Below are 16,599 nucleotides of genomic sequence, written 5' to 3' on the forward strand. Positions count from 1 at the left end.
CCCCTAAACACTTAGCTCAAATAAAAACCCAGCTTCGGCTGGGTTTTTAGCAATAGAGATAAAATAAATTCACTAAACAACAATAAAATTAACTCAGTGTATTCCAATGCAACTGAGTTCCTGCAAGCTATACCAGAGTAAATTTTATTTAACATGATTAAGGATATTAAGTTGAATACAAAACCTGAAATTATCATTTCATCGCTGGATGCAGATAGGTTGTATGCACTGATGGAGTCGTTGCCTGCAAACAGCTTTGCGGGTGAAAAAGAACTTGAAGCAGAACTTGCACGAGCCAGCATAGTTGAGCCGCACGAAGTTCCCGCAACCGTGGTAACCATGAATTCAACTGTGAACTTTGTTGTTGAATCTACAGGCGAAGAGTTTACTTTAACGCTTGTTTACCCAAAAAATATTGATTCAATTGGCGACAAAATATCAATCTTAGCCCCTGTAGGTAGTGCATTACTTGGCCTTTCACAAGGAGATCAAATTGAATGGCCAAAGCCTGGCGGTGGATTAGTAACAGTAACCATCAAAGAAGTTACTTATCAGCCTGAAAGAGCTGGTGAGCTTCACAGATAGTAGCCAAAACAAGCAGCGAAGACATTAGCTAGCACAGCCAGTCACTGCTGCTTTTACTATTTATGATTGATCAGTGCTCTTACATGCGCAAATAAGTCACTGGCTAACATTCCTCTTTGCCCTGATTGTTCACAGGCTCTATCACCCGCCTTTGCATGTAACACAACGCCATAACATGCTGCCTCACTGGTATTTAATCCTTGAGCCATTAACGCCCCAATTATACCACTAAGCACATCACCACTTCCTCCTACAGCCAAACCAGGGTTACTATTTTCACATATCCAAGTATGCTCGGTATTATCGATTAGCGTACCTGCGCCCTTTAAAATAGAGGTCGCTGCGAAGTTGATCGCACATTGTCGAGCATAATAAAAACGATCAGACTCAACCTCAGAGGTAGTTAAGTTTAATAACCGTGCAGCCTCTGCAGGATGAGGCGTTAGCACGGTATTATTTAATTTATGAGAAGATGATTGCTTAGCTAATAAGTTTAAGGCGTCTGCATCAATAACAGTAGGGATATTGTTTTGCTGGCAATAACGGATTGCCTGCTCAAAGGTTTTTTGGGCCCATTCATCTTGGCCTAAACCTGGACCGATAACTACACACGTTGACCATGCTAGGGCATCATCCAAGTGTTCACTAGTTACCATAAGCTCTGGTCGCCCGATGCTCACAGGTAAAACGGCATGTTCATGGGTATACACTTTTACCATTCCAGCACCAGACCTTAATCCACTTTCAGCACTTAATCTAATAGCTCCTGCAGAGCCGTGGTTTCCTCCTATACATAATAACTTTCCATGACTACCTTTATGGCTACTCACTGAGCGCTCAGGCAAAGGTTTAAAGCTGTCTATATTAATAATCTGAGCAGAAGGGGTGGCTAATTTCATAAATTGCTCGCCAATACCTAACTCATCGAAATACAACTGCCCGGCATGCTGCTTTCCTTTAGCCGTGGTGAGTCCTTGCTTTATCCCAACTAATGTCATTGTTTTGGTGGCCATAATGGCTGTTCCTTGAGTACAGCCTGTATCTGCATTAATACCTGACGGCACATCAATACTCAGTATAGGTTTAGTGCTTTCATTTACCGCTTTAATAATAGTAGCAACATTATCGCGTACCGTATTCTCAAGACCAGTGCCGAGTAATGCATCAATTATCACATCACACTCATCGAGTGCATCAGCGCTAAAGTTACAAATTTCACCACCGGAATCAATCCATTGCTTTTGTGCTTTTGCTGCATCTCCGGATAAGGCTTTATTCGGATTAATCGCGCAAACAACTACATGCCGATCTGCTTGTTTGATTAACCGAGCTACCTCATAACCATCTCCAGCATTATTTCCATTACCTGTAATAACTAACGTTTGTTTTGCATTAAAGGTTTTCCAACAGCAAAAAACAGCCTCCGCGGCACGCTGCATCAGCGTGTAAAGGTCTGCGCCGGTAGCATGGACTGCTTGTTCTTCATACCCTTTTATTTGTTTTGACAAATAGGTCAATTGCTCGCACTTAGGTGGCGTTAGTAGTAATGACATAAACAGCTCAATTTAATAAGAATACTTAATTTCATTTTGGGCTTTATAAATTCTTTTTCAAGTAAAACATAGTTATGTAATCTATAAGGCTTTATTTAAGGAGCTATTAATTTTATATAACGAGGATAACCATACAAGAGAAGTTAATAGGAGGTCAGCGTAAAGCAGGGCTTATTTTACCTAAAGCCGGATGCTTTGCACTTCTCTTACATTTGGAGTCGGTGTGCTACTTCGAAGCGACAGCAAAGTAGTATGTCCTGGAATCGGCTCTGATCAATTATCTTCCTTTAGCCTAATACCTTTAACCTTTTACATTTTTTTTTCACTTCCCTGCAGATACAAAAAAGCTCGGCTCTTTCGAGTCGGGCTTTCTTGTATTTAGAGTCGGTGCGCTACTTCGTAGCGACAACGCAGTAGAATGTCTTAGTGCCCACAGCGATGGAGAGCCACATAACAAATGCTACGCTCTCATCCTCTGTCGTGTTCTTTTATCCGTGGGTTTCGAGATATTCAACCGACGCTACGATGGTCAGGTTAACGCTGTGCAGCTGATAGCTGACGGCTGACGGCTGACGGCTGACGGCTAATATTTTCACTTTTCTGCAGACGTAAAAAAGCCCGACTCTTTCGAGTCGGGCTTTCTTGTATTTGGAGCCTGGTAATGTCCTACTTTCACATAACAAATGCTACACTATCATCGGCGCTGTTTCGTTTCACTACTGAGTTCGGCATGGGGTCAGGTGGGTCCAAAACGCTATTGTCACCAAGCAAATTTGGGTGTCAGTCCGTATTACTACGCACTAACTAAAATTTGGAATTCTGATAATAAAGTCTTCTAGTATCTACTTTAGTTATATTAACTTCTTCGCTTGTTTCACTATCACATAAAACGCGTTTGGCGTTGTATGGTTAAGCCTCACGGGTAATTAGTACAAGTTAGCTTAATGGCTCACACCACTTCCACATCTTGCCTATCAACGTTGTAGTCTTCAACGGCCCTTCAGAGACTTTAAAAGTCTAGTGAGAACTCATCTCGAGGCCTGCTTCGCGCTTAGATGCTTTCAGCGCTTATCAGTTCCGAACGTAGCTACCGGGCAATGCCATTGGCATGACAACCCGAACACCAGCGGTTCGTTCACTCCGGTCCTCTCGTACTAGGAGCAACCCCTCTCAATTCTCAAACGCCCACGGCAGATAGGGACCGAACTGTCTCACGACGTTCTAAACCCAGCTCGCGTACCACTTTAAATGGCGAACAGCCATACCCTTGGGACCGACTTCAGCCCCAGGATGTGATGAGCCGACATCGAGGTGCCAAACACCGCCGTCGATATGAACTCTTGGGCGGTATCAGCCTGTTATCCCCGGAGTACCTTTTATCCGTTGAGCGATGGCCCTTCCATTCAGAACCACCGGATCACTATGACCTACTTTCGTACCTGCTCGACGTGTCTGTCTCGCAGTTAAGCTGGCTTCTACCATTACACTAACCGTACGATGTCCGACCGTACTTAGCCAACCTTCGTGCTCCTCCGTTACTCTTTGGGAGGAGACCGCCCCAGTCAAACTACCCACCAGGCACTGTCCGTAACCCCGATTCAGGGGCCAACGTTAGAACATCAAAACTACAAGGGTGGTATTTCAAGGACGACTCCACAAAAACTAGCGTCTCTGCTTCTAAGTCTCCCACCTATCCTACACATGTAGGTTCAATGTTCAGTGCCAAGCTGTAGTAAAGGTTCACGGGGTCTTTCCGTCTAGCCGCGGGTACACAGCATCTTCACTGCGATTTCAATTTCACTGAGTCTCGGGTGGAGACAGCGTGGCCATGGTTACACCATTCGTGCAGGTCGGAACTTACCCGACAAGGAATTTCGCTACCTTAGGACCGTTATAGTTACGGCCGCCGTTTACCGGGGCTTCGATCAAGAGCTTCTCCGAAGATAACCCCATCAATTAACCTTCCGGCACCGGGCAGGTGTCACACCGTATACGTCATCTTGCGATTTTGCACAGTGCTGTGTTTTTAATAAACAGTCCCAGCCACCTGGTCACTGCGGCTCCAATCAGCTTAGAGAGCAAGTCTCATCACCAATCGGAGCGTACCTTCTCCCGAAGTTACGGTACGATTTTGCCTAGTTCCTTCACCCGAGTTCTCTCAAGCGCCTTAGTATTCTCTACCTGACCACCTGTGTCGGTTTGGGGTACGATTCGGTATAATCTGAAGCTTAGAGGCTTTTCCTGGAAGTATGGCATCAGCAACTTCATCACCTTGGTGACTCGTCTCGTGTCTCAGCCTAACAGCAACCCGGATTTACCTAAGTCACTAGCCTACACACTTTCACATGGACTACCATCGCCATGCTTGCTTAGCCTGCTCCGTCCCCCCATCGCAATTATACCAAGTACGGAAATATTAATCCGTTTCCCATCGACTACGCCTTTCGGCCTCGCCTTAGGGGTCGACTTACCCTACCCTGATTAACATGGGATAGGAACCCTTGGTCTTCCGGCGTGCGGGTTTTTCACCCGCATTATCGTTACTCATGTCAGCATTCGCACTTCTGATACGTCCAGCATACCTCCCGGTACACCTTCAACCGCTTACAGAACGCTCCCCTACCACTCAGAATAAATTCTGAATCCGCAGCTTCGGTGCATAGTTTAGCCCCGTTACATCTTCCGCGCAGACCGACTCGACCAGTGAGCTATTACGCTTTCTTTAAAGGATGGCTGCTTCTAAGCCAACCTCCTGGCTGTCTGGGCCTTTCCACATCGTTTCCCACTTAACTATGACTTTGGGACCTTAGCTGGCGGTCTGGGTTGTTTCCCTCTTCACGACGGACGTTAGCACCCGCCGTGTGTCTCCCGGATATTACTTTACGGTATTCGGAGTTTGCAAAGGGTTGGTAAGTCGGGATGACCCCCTAGCCTTAACAGTGCTCTACCCCCGTAAGTATTCGTCCGAGGCTCTACCTAAATAGATTTCGGGGAGAACCAGCTATCTCCCGGTTTGATTAGCCTTTCACTCCTAACCACAGGTCATCCCCTAACTTTTCAACGTTAGTGGGTTCGGTCCTCCAGTTGATGTTACTCAACCTTCAACCTGCCCATGGCTAGATCACCGGGTTTCGGGTCTATACCTTGCAACTATTCGCCCAGTTAAGACTCGGTTTCCCTACGGCTACCCTAATCGGTTAACCTCGCTACAAAATATAAGTCGCTGACCCATTATACAAAAGGTACGCAGTCACCCTCGAAGGGCTCCTACTGCTTGTACGTACACGGTTTCAGGTTCTATTTCACTCCCCTCACAGGGGTTCTTTTCGCCTTTCCCTCACGGTACTGGTTCACTATCGGTCAGTTGGGAGTATTTAGCCTTAGATGATGGTCCACCTATATTCAGTCAAAGTTTCACGTGCTCCGACCTACTCGATTTCACTTAAAATGCGTTTTCATGTACGGGACTATCACCCTGTATCGTGGCACTTTCCAGAGCCTTCCATTAACACATAATAAGCTTAAGGGCTGTTCCGATTTCGCTCGCCGCTACTATCGGAATCTCGGTTGATTTCTTTTCCTACGGGTACTTAGATGTTTCAGTTCTCCGCGTTCGCCTCGTTAACCTATGTATTCAGTTAACGATACCTGCAAGCAGGTGGGTTTCCCCATTCGGAAATCCTAGTCTCAAGTGCTTTTTACTAGCTTGACTAGGCTTATCGCAAGTTAATACGTCCTTCATCGCCTCCAACTGCCAAGGCATCCACCGTGTACGCTTAGTCACTTAACCATACAACCCAAACGGGTCTTTGTTTTGTGACAGTTTAACTTCGCCAGAAGTTAATATTGAATACTAAAGTAGATACCAATTAATCCGAGGATTAAATGGCACTGAATGATACTGCTATCATTCTTTTTTACTTTTGAAAACTCTGTACAAATACAATGTATTCATACGAATTTTATTATCAGCTTTTCCAAATTTTTAAAGAGCATATTAATTAGTTAACCCAAAGGGTAAAACTAACTAACAATCATCTGTGTGGACACTACGAACAAATAAGTTCTAAATCGTATAAGGAGGTGATCCAGCCCCAGGTTCCCCTAGGGCTACCTTGTTACGACTTCACCCCAGTCATGAATCACTCCGTGGTAAACGTCCTCCCGAGGGTTAGACTATCTACTTCTGGAGCAACCCACTCCCATGGTGTGACGGGCGGTGTGTACAAGGCCCGGGAACGTATTCACCGCGTCATTCTGATACGCGATTACTAGCGATTCCGACTTCATGGAGTCGAGTTGCAGACTCCAATCCGGACTACGACGCACTTTAAGTGATTCGCTTACCTCTCGCGAGGTTCGCAGCACTCTGTATGCGCCATTGTAGCACGTGTGTAGCCCTACACGTAAGGGCCATGATGACTTGACGTCGTCCCCACCTTCCTCCGGTTTATCACCGGCAGTCTCCTTAGAGTTCTCAGCATTACCTGCTAGCAACTAAGGATAGGGGTTGCGCTCGTTGCGGGACTTAACCCAACATCTCACAACACGAGCTGACGACAGCCATGCAGCACCTGTATCAGAGCTCCCGAAGGCACCAAACCATCTCTGGTAAGTTCTCTGTATGTCAAGTGTAGGTAAGGTTCTTCGCGTTGCATCGAATTAAACCACATGCTCCACCGCTTGTGCGGGCCCCCGTCAATTCATTTGAGTTTTAACCTTGCGGCCGTACTCCCCAGGCGGTCTACTTAATGCGTTAGCTTTGAAAAACAGAACCGAGGTTCCGAGCTTCTAGTAGACATCGTTTACGGCGTGGACTACCAGGGTATCTAATCCTGTTTGCTCCCCACGCTTTCGTACATGAGCGTCAGTGTTGACCCAGGTGGCTGCCTTCGCCATCGGTATTCCTTCAGATCTCTACGCATTTCACCGCTACACCTGAAATTCTACCACCCTCTATCACACTCTAGTTTGCCAGTTCGAAATGCAGTTCCCAGGTTGAGCCCGGGGCTTTCACATCTCGCTTAACAAACCGCCTGCGTACGCTTTACGCCCAGTAATTCCGATTAACGCTCGCACCCTCCGTATTACCGCGGCTGCTGGCACGGAGTTAGCCGGTGCTTCTTCTGTCAGTAACGTCACAGCTAGCAGGTATTAACTACTAACCTTTCCTCCTGACTGAAAGTGCTTTACAACCCGAAGGCCTTCTTCACACACGCGGCATGGCTGCATCAGGCTTGCGCCCATTGTGCAATATTCCCCACTGCTGCCTCCCGTAGGAGTCTGGGCCGTGTCTCAGTCCCAGTGTGGCTGATCATCCTCTCAAACCAGCTAGGGATCGTCGCCTTGGTGAGCCATTACCTCACCAACTAGCTAATCCCACTTGGGCCAATCTAAAGGCGAGAGCCGAAGCCCCCTTTGGTCCGTAGACATTATGCGGTATTAGCAGTCGTTTCCAACTGTTGTCCCCCACCTCAAGGCATGTTCCCAAGCATTACTCACCCGTCCGCCGCTCGTCAGCAAAGTAGCAAGCTACTTTCTGTTACCGCTCGACTTGCATGTGTTAGGCCTGCCGCCAGCGTTCAATCTGAGCCATGATCAAACTCTTCAATTAAAAAGTTTTATGTCTTTCGACAGCTCAATGAATTCTGAATTTATTTAATATCTTTCGATATTGAATTGACTGTGCTGCAATTCTTTCCTTAAGTAAAACCTAAGTAAGTTATTGCTGTTGGTCACTCAGTTTCAATTGAGACTCTAAATTTGTTTGCCTCACTACCTAAGTAGCTTGGCTGTTAGAACTCAATCTGTACGAGTGCCCACACAGATGATTGCTTTATATTGTTAAAGAACGTTGCGATTAAAGCGTTAAACTTTATCTCGCTAGGGCTGCGCATATTACGCTTTCCTATTTTTTTGTCAACACTTAATTTTGTTAAACTTTAAAGTTTTCAAAACTAAGTTTTACTCGACTCACTGAGTAGCTCGTGCCTCGCTATGCGTTGCGTTCTGCCGTCTCAGTGGGGTCGCATTATAGGGAGATCCGAAAACAGATCAACCCTTTTTTGCAGAAAACTTGAAATAAATGACTGTTCGCTGGATATTTGAACGATAGGTGCTAAAAACACAACATAACTATCAATTTATTAACAATAAACGCGAAACTTAAGCCTTTAATCATTGTATCAACTTGAATAAGCTTTATTAAAACACTCGCAACTAAGATGATCATAATGATCACTAGCAATAATCTACCCGAATAGATCCCATATATAACAAAGTCTGGAAAATAAGACGCTGCAGCTAGCATACTTTTAATGTTACTACGGTGAATTGAAGTAGGTAAGAGTGATACCACAGTATTAATAAAATCACGGCTATTAATAGTGCCTACCTGAAGGTGGCTTTTGTTTATGTGTATTAGCAAAGCCTTAATATAAGTAGGAGTTACTGTTGCTCTATTTTAAGCAAAATAAAGCCCCGCATTTGCGAGGCTACTATTTATGCTACACCGTATTGATCCCGGTAAGCTTTTACCGCGGCTAAATGCTCATCCATAGTTCCTTGGAGCTCTAGGTAACTAATTAAATCAGCCAATTTAACGATTGAAGTAACTTGAGTATTAAAGTCACGTTCTACTTCTTGTATAGCAGAAAGCTCTGCTTTACCTTTTTCTTGACGATCAAGTGCAATTAAAACACCACTTAAATCTGCGCCATTATCCGCAATTATTTCCATTGACTCGCGAATAGCTGTACCGGCGGTGATCACATCATCAACTAACATGATCTTACCTTTAAGTTCAGATCCAACTAAGCTACCACCTTCACCGTGTGCTTTTTTCTCTTTACGGTTAAAACAATAAGGTACATCTTTATTATAATGATCAGCTAACGCAACTGCGGTTGTTGTTGCAATTGGAATACCTTTATAAGCAGGACCAAATAGTACATCATATTCAATTGCTGCATCTTCAAGTGCCGCTGCATAAAAGCGACCTAAGCGCGCTAAGTCACGACCTGTATTAAACAAGCCCGCATTAAAGAAGTAAGGGCTAGTACGGCCAGACTTTAAAGTAAACTCGCCAAACTTTAATACCTGCTTTTCTAAAGCAAACTCAATAAACTCTTTTTGATATTCTTTCATTGCCAGTTACCTATTTATGCTAGTGCTTGCTTTTGTACATCAATAATTTCACGAATTGAATGCTTAGCGAGTGTAAGTAGCTCATCAAGTTCGTCAAACGAGAAAGGTTCACCCTCAGCGGTTCCTTGTACCTCAATAATTTTACCGGTTTCAGTTAAAATTACATTCATGTCAGTTTCAGCGTCAGAATCTTCTAGGTATTCTAAATCGCTAATCGCTTGGCCTTTATATATACCAACAGAAATAGCAGCGATCATATGTTTAAGTGGGTTTGAGTTAATCATCCCTTTTGCACGCATATACGTTAGTGCATCAACTAGCGCAACGCATGCACCGCTGATAGACGCTGTACGTGTACCACCATCAGCTTGGATTACATCACAATCAATAGTAATTGTGTTTTCACCGAGTGCTTTTAGATCGATTGCTGCACGTAAAGAGCGAGCAATCAGACGCTGAATTTCCATTGTACGACCGCCCTGCTTACCTCGCGTTGCTTCACGACTATTACGTGTGTGTGTTGCGCGCGGTAACATGCCATATTCTGCGTTTACCCAACCTTTACCTTGGCCTTTCATAAAGCGTGGTACGCCAGCCTCAACTGTCGCAGTACAAAGTACCTTAGTGTTGCCAAACTCTACCAATACTGAACCTTCAGCATGCAGAGTGTAGTTACGTGTAAACGTAACCGGTCTAATTTGATTAGGTGTTCTTTCGCTTGGACGCATTGACGATCCCCTTAATTCTGAATTTGCCACATTATATGTTGATGTGAATACAGATGCCATGTTGATTTATATTAAAGTGTGTTTAAAAAACACTCAGCAGTGTTAAATTTTCTTTAGAGCTTGGGCAGTGTTACGGTATAATAATCGTAATATTGTATTTAAAAATGTAGGAAAACATCCATGATCCACAGTATGACAGCTTATGCGCGTCGCGAAATAAAAGGCGAATGGGGCACTGGCACGTGGGAAGTTCGCTCAGTGAACCAACGTTATCTTGAAACCTTTATTCGTGCACCAGAGCAATTTCGTGGCATGGAGCCCGTTATACGCGAGCGTCTGCGTAAGCACTTACAGCGTGGTAAGGTCGAAGTTTTCTTAAAATTTGTAGCAAACCCTGCACATGTTGGTGAATTATCAATTAATCAATCTCTTGCTGAGCAGCTAATTAATAGTGCTAAGTGGGTACAACAACAAAGCAATGGTGATATTAATCCTGTTGACATTTTGCGTTGGCCTGGCGTGATGGAAGCGCAAGAAATTGATATGGATAGTGTAAATACAGCACTCATTACTGGGCTTGACCAAGTAATTGAAGACTTTAAATCGGCACGTGGTGATGAAGGTGCAAACCTTGAAGAAATGATAACTACACGATTAACCGCCATTTTAGAGCAAGTTGATATTGTTGAAGCACACATGCCAGAAATTACTAAATGGCAACGTGAAAAGTTAATACAAAAACTTGAAGATTTAACAACAAATATTGATGAGTCACGTCTTGAGCAAGAACTGATTTACCTTGCACAAAAGCAAGATGTAGCAGAAGAACTTGATCGTTTAAAATCGCACGTTAAAGAAACTCGCAAAATCCTGAATAAAGGTGGTGCTTGTGGTCGTCGTTTAGATTTTATGATGCAAGAGTTTAATCGTGAAGCAAACACGTTAGCATCTAAATCTATCAATAGTGACATCACCAACGCAGCTGTAGAGCTAAAAGTACTGATTGAGCAAATGCGTGAACAGATCCAGAATATTGAGTAACTTTTTTTGGCTTTACCACTCACTTGAGCATAATTAGCTAAATAAAGTACAATATAATAATTGAAGGCTTGAGCTGTTTATAGTTCGAGCCTGTTTATTTTTAGATAGAGAAAATCATGGCACACTCTCGCGGAAACTTATTCATTTTATCGGCACCTTCTGGGGCAGGTAAATCTAGCTTAATAAATGCACTACTGAAAAAGCATGCTGATATGAAAGTATCGGTATCGCACACCACTCGCGCACCGCGCCCTGGTGAAAATAATGCAGAACATTACCACTTTGTATCAGTTGATGAGTTTAAAGCGCTGATTGCCAAAGATGATTTTTTTGAATGGGCACAAGTATTTGATAACTATTATGGTACTTCTAAGCAAGCGATTGAAGAGCAACTCGCCGCAGGTATTGATGTATTTTTAGATATTGACTGGCAAGGCGCTCGCCAAGTTCGAGAAATAATGGACGACGTAAAAACTATCTTTATTCTTCCGCCATCAAAACAAGAACTAGAGCAACGTTTAAATAATCGCGGCCAAGACTCTGCTGAAATTATTGCAGGTCGAATGGCGCAAGCTCAATCAGAAACCTCTCATTACAACGAATACGACTATGTTGTAGTGAATGATGATTTTGATACTGCTCTATGCGATTTAGAAACCATAGTAATTGCACAGCGATTAACGCTAAAAGCACAAACAACACGTCATCAAACTTTAATTAATGAGCTGCTCAAGTAATCTAAATTACGATTAATTTTCGGTTCATGCCTTAAAATAGATAAAAATTAACCACTGGCTATTGGCGAAACTTGCTGCGTGCAGTAAACTACGCCTTTGCTTTTAAATTATTTTGGAGTGCTAAGATGGCTCGCGTAACAGTTGAAGATGCAGTAGATGCAATTGGTAATCGTTTTGACTTAATTTTAGTTGCGGCCCGTCGTGCCCGCCAAATTGCTGTTGGTGGTAAAGATCCACTAGTAGATCCTGAGAACGATAAGCCGACAGTTGTTGCTTTACGTGAAATCGAACTTGGTTTAGTTGATAATTCTTCAATGGATGTTATTGACCGTGAAGAACAACAACATCAAGAAGCGGCAGAACTAGCTGCTGTTGCTGCCATTGTTGGTGGCAACCAATAATCAACCGCCCGGTCTGATTTAGCTAACGGCATAGTTTTTCAACTATAGCCGTTGGCAATCCTTTGTTTTCATCGTATATTCGTAACTTATCCTAACTTATTTGCTTCACGAGAACATTGGAGTGTGAATGTATCTTTTTGAAGGTCTTAAAAAGAAAATCTCAAAATACTTGCCAGCAGACGATGTTGAGCTAGTTCAAAAAGCCTACGTGGTAGCCCGAGAGGCTCATGAGGGTCAAACTCGTTCAAGTGGCGAGCCTTACATTACTCACCCCGTTGAAGTCACTCAAATATTAGCAAGCATGCATCTTGACCATGAAACGCTCATGGCAGCACTCATGCATGATGTGATTGAAGATACCGATTTTAGCCAACAAGATTTAGCTGAAATATTTGGTGAAACGGTGGCAGAACTCGTAGAGGGTGTGAGCAAGCTTGATAAATTGAGCTTCAAAGATAAAAAAGAGTTCCAAGCTGAAAACTATCGAAAAATGATTATGGCAATGACCCAAGATATTCGGGTTATTTTAATCAAGCTAGCTGATAGAACACACAACATGCGCACATTAGGCGCACTTCGTCCTGATAAACGCCGCCGTATTGCTCGTGAAACCCTTGAGATTTATGCACCAATTGCTAATCGCTTAGGTATTCATGATATAAAAAATGAGCTAGAAGATTTAGGTTTTCAAGCACTGTACCCTATGCGTCATCGTGCACTTAAATCGGAAGTGGCTAAAGCGCGTGGTAATCGCAAAGAAGTTATTTCAAATATTCAAACTGAAATTGAAGCTCGCCTTGAAGAATCTGGCATAAAAGCGACCGTATCAGGCCGTGAAAAGCATCTATACAGTATTTATAAAAAAATGCTCAACAAAGAGCTGCTGTTTAACGAAGTCATGGATATTTACGCATTTCGTATTGCAGTAGACTCTATGGATACCTGTTATCGCGTACTTGGTGTAGCTCATAACTTATATAAGCCAATTGAAACCCGCTTTAAAGACTATATTGCTGTACCAAAAACTAATGGTTACCAATCATTACATACTTCTTTAGTTGGCCCGCATGGTATTCCTGTAGAAATTCAAATCCGTACTTTAGATATGGATCACATGGCTGATAAAGGGGTCGCAGCTCACTGGATGTATAAAAAGTCGGGTGACAATGCGGGTCATACTGCACAACAGCGCGCACGCCAATGGATGCAAAGCTTATTGGAATTACAACAAAGCGCAGGTTCCTCGTTTGAATTTGTAGAGAATGTAAAAACAGAGCTATTCCCAGAAGAAATTTATGTCTTTACCCCAGATGGTCGGATTATTGAACTTCCTATGGGTGCAACAGCGGTTGATTTTGCTTATGCCGTTCATACTGATGTAGGTAATACTTGTGTCGGTGCACGTGTGAACCGCAAGCCTTATCCTTTAAGTAAAGCCATTGATACAGGGCAAACAATAGAAATTATTACCAGTTCAGGCGCTCACCCTAACGCAACATGGCTTAACTTTATTGTTACTGGCAAAGCACGCTTAGGCGTACGCAACTACCTTAAAAGTCAACAGCATGAAGAAGCGTTATTACTTGGTCGTCGCTTACTTGACTCAGCGCTAGGGGAAAACAAATTTGATAACCTGCCAGCTGAAAATATTACACGAGTGCTTGAAGAGCATGAGCTTTCCTCTACCTTAGAACTGCTAGTAGAGATTGGCTCAGGTAACTTAATGAGTATGCTGATTGCTAAACGCTTGTTACAAAACGACAATGATGATTTAAACGACATCGCAAAGCGTGCCAAGGCAACTATTATTGGTACCGAAGGCATGTTGGTTAATTATTCTAAATGTTGTCGTCCTGTACCTGGAGACGCTATTACTGCCCATGTTAGCCAAGGTAAAGGTTTAACCGTTCATCGCCAAGAGTGTAAAAATATTCGTGGTTGGGAAAATGATCGTTCGAAATACCTAGTCGTAAAATGGGATGATAATCCAGAAAAAGAATATATAGCGACTTTAAGAGTAGAAATCATTAACCACCAAGGTGCGCTGGCTAAATTAACCAATGTGGTCGCCACTACGCAGGCCAATATTGTAGAAATAGCTACCGATGAAAAAGAAAGTAATTTATACGTGATAGACTTAGGGATCACAGTTAAAAACCGTATTCATGTCGCCAATATTATGCGCCGCATACGTGTTATGCCCGATGTACAAAAAGTCTATCGTAAAAAATAAAATAGGAACATCATGAATAAAGCATTTATATCAACGGATAAAGCACCTGCAGCAATTGGTACATATAGCCAAGCAGTAAAAGTGGGTACAGCTGTTTATTTATCAGGGCAAATACCACTTGTCCCAGAAACAATGGACGTTATTTCTGAAGACTTTAGTGAGCAAACACATCAAGTATTTAAAAATATCAGTGCGGTTTGTGAGGAAGCTGGCGGTTCTATTCAAGACCTAGTAAAAGTTAATATTTACCTTACTGATCTTTCAAACTTTGCCATTGTGAACGAAGTTATGAGCCAATATTTTAAACAGCCTTACCCTGCGCGTGCAGCTATTGGCGTTCGTGCACTCCCTAAAGGTGTACAAGTAGAAATTGACGGTATTATGGAACTTCCTTCAACAAACTAACCTCTATAAGCTATGAGCGCCGCTCATAGCTTTTATCCCATTCTATAGCTACACTTTGATGAATTCTTGACTCAAAACTAAAATTCTAGCACTCTGTAATCACGTTATTTTATTAAACCTTACTTTTGTAGTAGAAAAGGATAACTTGTGTTTAAGCTTGCTCATAATGGCAATGTATTGCTCGATACGAGTAAATCTGCACCCACCAGTGCTGCTTTTATCATTGAAGCAATTGAACAATCGCCTTACAGCGAGTGTGAAATCGATCATGACGCCATAAATAACTATTTCAGTAGTGCAACACCTGAACGAATCTTAGTCGTTGCAACACGCCACGATGCAACCTTAATCGTTGAAATCAGCGATGATAAAATGCTAGCCACTGGCACGCTCACTCTCGCCAAAGGTGGCGCAACACTCAGTTTTGATGAAGCTAAAAAAGAATTAGTGAAAGCGCATGTTGCTAGAGGTTATAAACAAGCATTTTTAGAGCAGCTTTTACAAAAGCAATTTGAGCTTCCTCCGGGCTCTGTAGTTAGCGGACCACTCGCTAAAGGACGTTTACCTACTGACGGCCAAGATAGTAAATTTAAAGCCATGGTTAAAACCTTAAAAGACCGCCTTAAAACACCCAAACTAAAAGAAGATGGTAGTGTTGATATGCGTGATTTTGGTAAATTAGCAAGTGTTAAACCGGGTGAATTACTAATCCAGCAGCAACCTGCTACTCCTGGTCAAGAAGGGTTTACCGTGATAGGTGATGTTTTACCAGCCAAACCAGGGCAAGTTCATGCCCTAATTGCAGGTGAGGGTACTGAAATATCAAAAAATAACCCGATGGAATTACTTTCAACTATTGCCGGCGTGCCTGTTGAAATAAATAACGGAATGCGTGTTGACGATATTTTCACTGTTAACGATGTGTCTGTAAAAACAGGCCATATCGACTTTGAAGGTAGTGTAATAGTTAGTAAAAATGTAGAGCCAGGGATGAGGATAAATGCAACAGGTGACATTACCGTTTTTGGTACAGTCGAATCTGGAGAATTAACCGCCGGTGGCGATATACTTGTAAAACAAGGGGTGATTGGCCATCAAAAGCCTGAAGATAAATCACTGTCTTGCAGAATAATTTGCGCAGGTGATGTGCATGCCTCACACTCTCAATATTGCTACATTGAAGCTAACAGCATATTGCTTGACCGCCAAGCCAGCCACAGCTCAATGAAAGCAAAAAATATAATTCAAATTGGTCAATCAGAACTACCTAAAGGAAAGTTATTTGGAGGTGAAATTTTAGATGCCACTAAACTAATTGCCGGAGAAATTGGTAACGAATCAGGGGCTAAAATGGCAATTAATTTAGCCACTTCAGCTACTCAAATGACCAAAGATATTGATAGATATTTTAGTGAATTAACAGCTGCAAATGAACAGGTTGATAGCTTACAAGCTGCATTAGAAAAAGCAGATTTAATTAAAGATGCTGATAAAAAAAGCGAGCTCATGAATAAGATTGGATCAACTCAGATACATCATAGTCAACAAGCTGAACAACTAGAAAAGCAGATAGCGAGTTTAGAGCAAAAACTAAATACCATGCTCGATGAAGCCATTTTAACCGTAAATACCGTTTTACATTCTGGAGTGGAAATCCATATATTCAATAAGTTACTTAAAACAACTCGTAACTTTCCACCAAGTAATGTTAAGTTAGAAAACAATAAAATAGAAATTGAGTTTAAAACTTAATTATAAGGGGCTGTTAGT

The 16,599-nt window shown here is 42.7% G+C and carries 10 protein-coding genes and 3 rRNA genes; 7 read left to right on the plus strand and 6 right to left on the minus strand.

Features of this window, described 5'->3' with window-relative positions; genetic code table 11:
• Positions 1–171: 171 nt before the first annotated feature.
• A complete protein-coding gene (rnk, locus tag ACNSN2_RS13395; RefSeq protein WP_054202664.1) occupies positions 172–585 on the plus strand; it encodes a nucleoside diphosphate kinase regulator in 414 nt (137 codons plus the stop codon).
• A 56-nt stretch (positions 586–641) separates the two neighbouring features.
• On the opposite strand, the gene ACNSN2_RS13400 is transcribed toward rnk, so the two are convergent.
• From ACNSN2_RS13400 to rph, 6 genes are all read right to left on the minus strand, one after another.
• Positions 642–2,138 (minus strand): NAD(P)H-hydrate dehydratase, encoded by a 1,497-nt coding sequence (locus ACNSN2_RS13400; protein WP_418607718.1) that lies wholly within the window; start codon positions 2,136–2,138, stop codon positions 642–644.
• Positions 2,139–2,791: 653 nt separating this feature from the next.
• Positions 2,792–2,906: ribosomal RNA gene (gene rrf, locus ACNSN2_RS13405) — 5S ribosomal RNA — on the minus strand.
• A gap of 137 nt (positions 2,907–3,043) precedes the next feature.
• Positions 3,044–5,928, minus strand: a 23S ribosomal RNA gene (locus ACNSN2_RS13410).
• A gap of 286 nt (positions 5,929–6,214) precedes the next feature.
• Positions 6,215–7,752 (minus strand): 16S ribosomal RNA (locus ACNSN2_RS13415).
• Together the 16S, 23S and 5S rRNA genes form the textbook arrangement of a ribosomal RNA operon.
• A gap of 887 nt (positions 7,753–8,639) precedes the next feature.
• Entirely contained in the window at positions 8,640–9,284 is a 645-nt protein-coding gene (gene pyrE / locus ACNSN2_RS13420; RefSeq protein WP_054202965.1) for an orotate phosphoribosyltransferase, read from the minus strand.
• Between the two features lie 14 nt (positions 9,285–9,298).
• Positions 9,299–10,012, minus strand: a complete 714-nt coding sequence (gene rph, locus ACNSN2_RS13425; RefSeq protein WP_008111261.1) for a ribonuclease PH — start codon at positions 10,010–10,012, stop codon at positions 9,299–9,301.
• 180 nt (positions 10,013–10,192) lie between these two features.
• Between rph and ACNSN2_RS13430 the strand changes: the two genes are divergently transcribed.
• From ACNSN2_RS13430 to ACNSN2_RS13455, 6 genes are all read left to right on the plus strand, one after another.
• Entirely contained in the window at positions 10,193–11,053 is an 861-nt protein-coding gene (locus ACNSN2_RS13430) for a YicC/YloC family endoribonuclease (protein ID WP_418607719.1), read from the plus strand.
• A 116-nt stretch (positions 11,054–11,169) separates the two neighbouring features.
• Positions 11,170–11,790 carry a guanylate kinase gene (gene gmk / locus ACNSN2_RS13435; RefSeq protein WP_010392962.1) on the plus strand — a complete coding sequence of 207 codons (621 nt, stop codon included), beginning with the start codon at positions 11,170–11,172 and terminating at the stop codon, positions 11,788–11,790.
• A 125-nt stretch (positions 11,791–11,915) separates the two neighbouring features.
• Positions 11,916–12,191 carry a DNA-directed RNA polymerase subunit omega gene (gene rpoZ / locus ACNSN2_RS13440; RefSeq protein WP_008108220.1) on the plus strand — a complete coding sequence of 92 codons (276 nt, stop codon included), beginning with the start codon at positions 11,916–11,918 and terminating at the stop codon, positions 12,189–12,191.
• A 127-nt stretch (positions 12,192–12,318) separates the two neighbouring features.
• A complete protein-coding gene (gene spoT, locus ACNSN2_RS13445; protein WP_109875868.1) occupies positions 12,319–14,424 on the plus strand; it encodes a bifunctional GTP diphosphokinase/guanosine-3',5'-bis pyrophosphate 3'-pyrophosphohydrolase in 2,106 nt (701 codons plus the stop codon).
• 12 nt (positions 14,425–14,436) lie between these two features.
• A complete protein-coding gene (locus ACNSN2_RS13450) occupies positions 14,437–14,829 on the plus strand; it encodes a RidA family protein (RefSeq protein ID WP_010392969.1) in 393 nt (130 codons plus the stop codon).
• Positions 14,830–14,976: 147 nt separating this feature from the next.
• Positions 14,977–16,581 (plus strand): FapA family protein, encoded by a 1,605-nt coding sequence (locus ACNSN2_RS13455; protein ID WP_418607723.1) that lies wholly within the window; start codon positions 14,977–14,979, stop codon positions 16,579–16,581.
• Positions 16,582–16,599 lie beyond the last annotated feature (18 nt).

Source organism: Pseudoalteromonas sp. US3C1013 (assembly GCF_048401115.1).
Taxonomy (GTDB): domain Bacteria; phylum Pseudomonadota; class Gammaproteobacteria; order Enterobacterales; family Alteromonadaceae; genus Pseudoalteromonas; species Pseudoalteromonas undina.

Bases quoted from the DNA above. Each gene is read 5' to 3' on its own strand.
- ACNSN2_RS13400 (WP_418607718.1), bottom strand. From the start codon at position 2,138: ATGTCATTACTACTAACGCCACCTAAGTGCGAGCAATTGACCTATTTG.
- pyrE (WP_054202965.1), bottom strand. From the start codon at position 9,284: ATGAAAGAATATCAAAAAGAGTTTATTGAGTTTGCTTTAGAAAAGCAG.
- rph (WP_008111261.1), bottom strand. From the start codon at position 10,012: ATGCGTCCAAGCGAAAGAACACCTAATCAAATTAGACCGGTTACGTTT.
- ACNSN2_RS13430 (WP_418607719.1), top strand. From the start codon at position 10,193: ATGATCCACAGTATGACAGCTTATGCGCGTCGCGAAATAAAAGGCGAA.
- gmk (WP_010392962.1), top strand. From the start codon at position 11,170: ATGGCACACTCTCGCGGAAACTTATTCATTTTATCGGCACCTTCTGGG.
- rpoZ (WP_008108220.1), top strand. From the start codon at position 11,916: ATGGCTCGCGTAACAGTTGAAGATGCAGTAGATGCAATTGGTAATCGT.
- spoT (WP_109875868.1), top strand. From the start codon at position 12,319: ATGTATCTTTTTGAAGGTCTTAAAAAGAAAATCTCAAAATACTTGCCA.
- ACNSN2_RS13450 (WP_010392969.1), top strand. From the start codon at position 14,437: ATGAATAAAGCATTTATATCAACGGATAAAGCACCTGCAGCAATTGGT.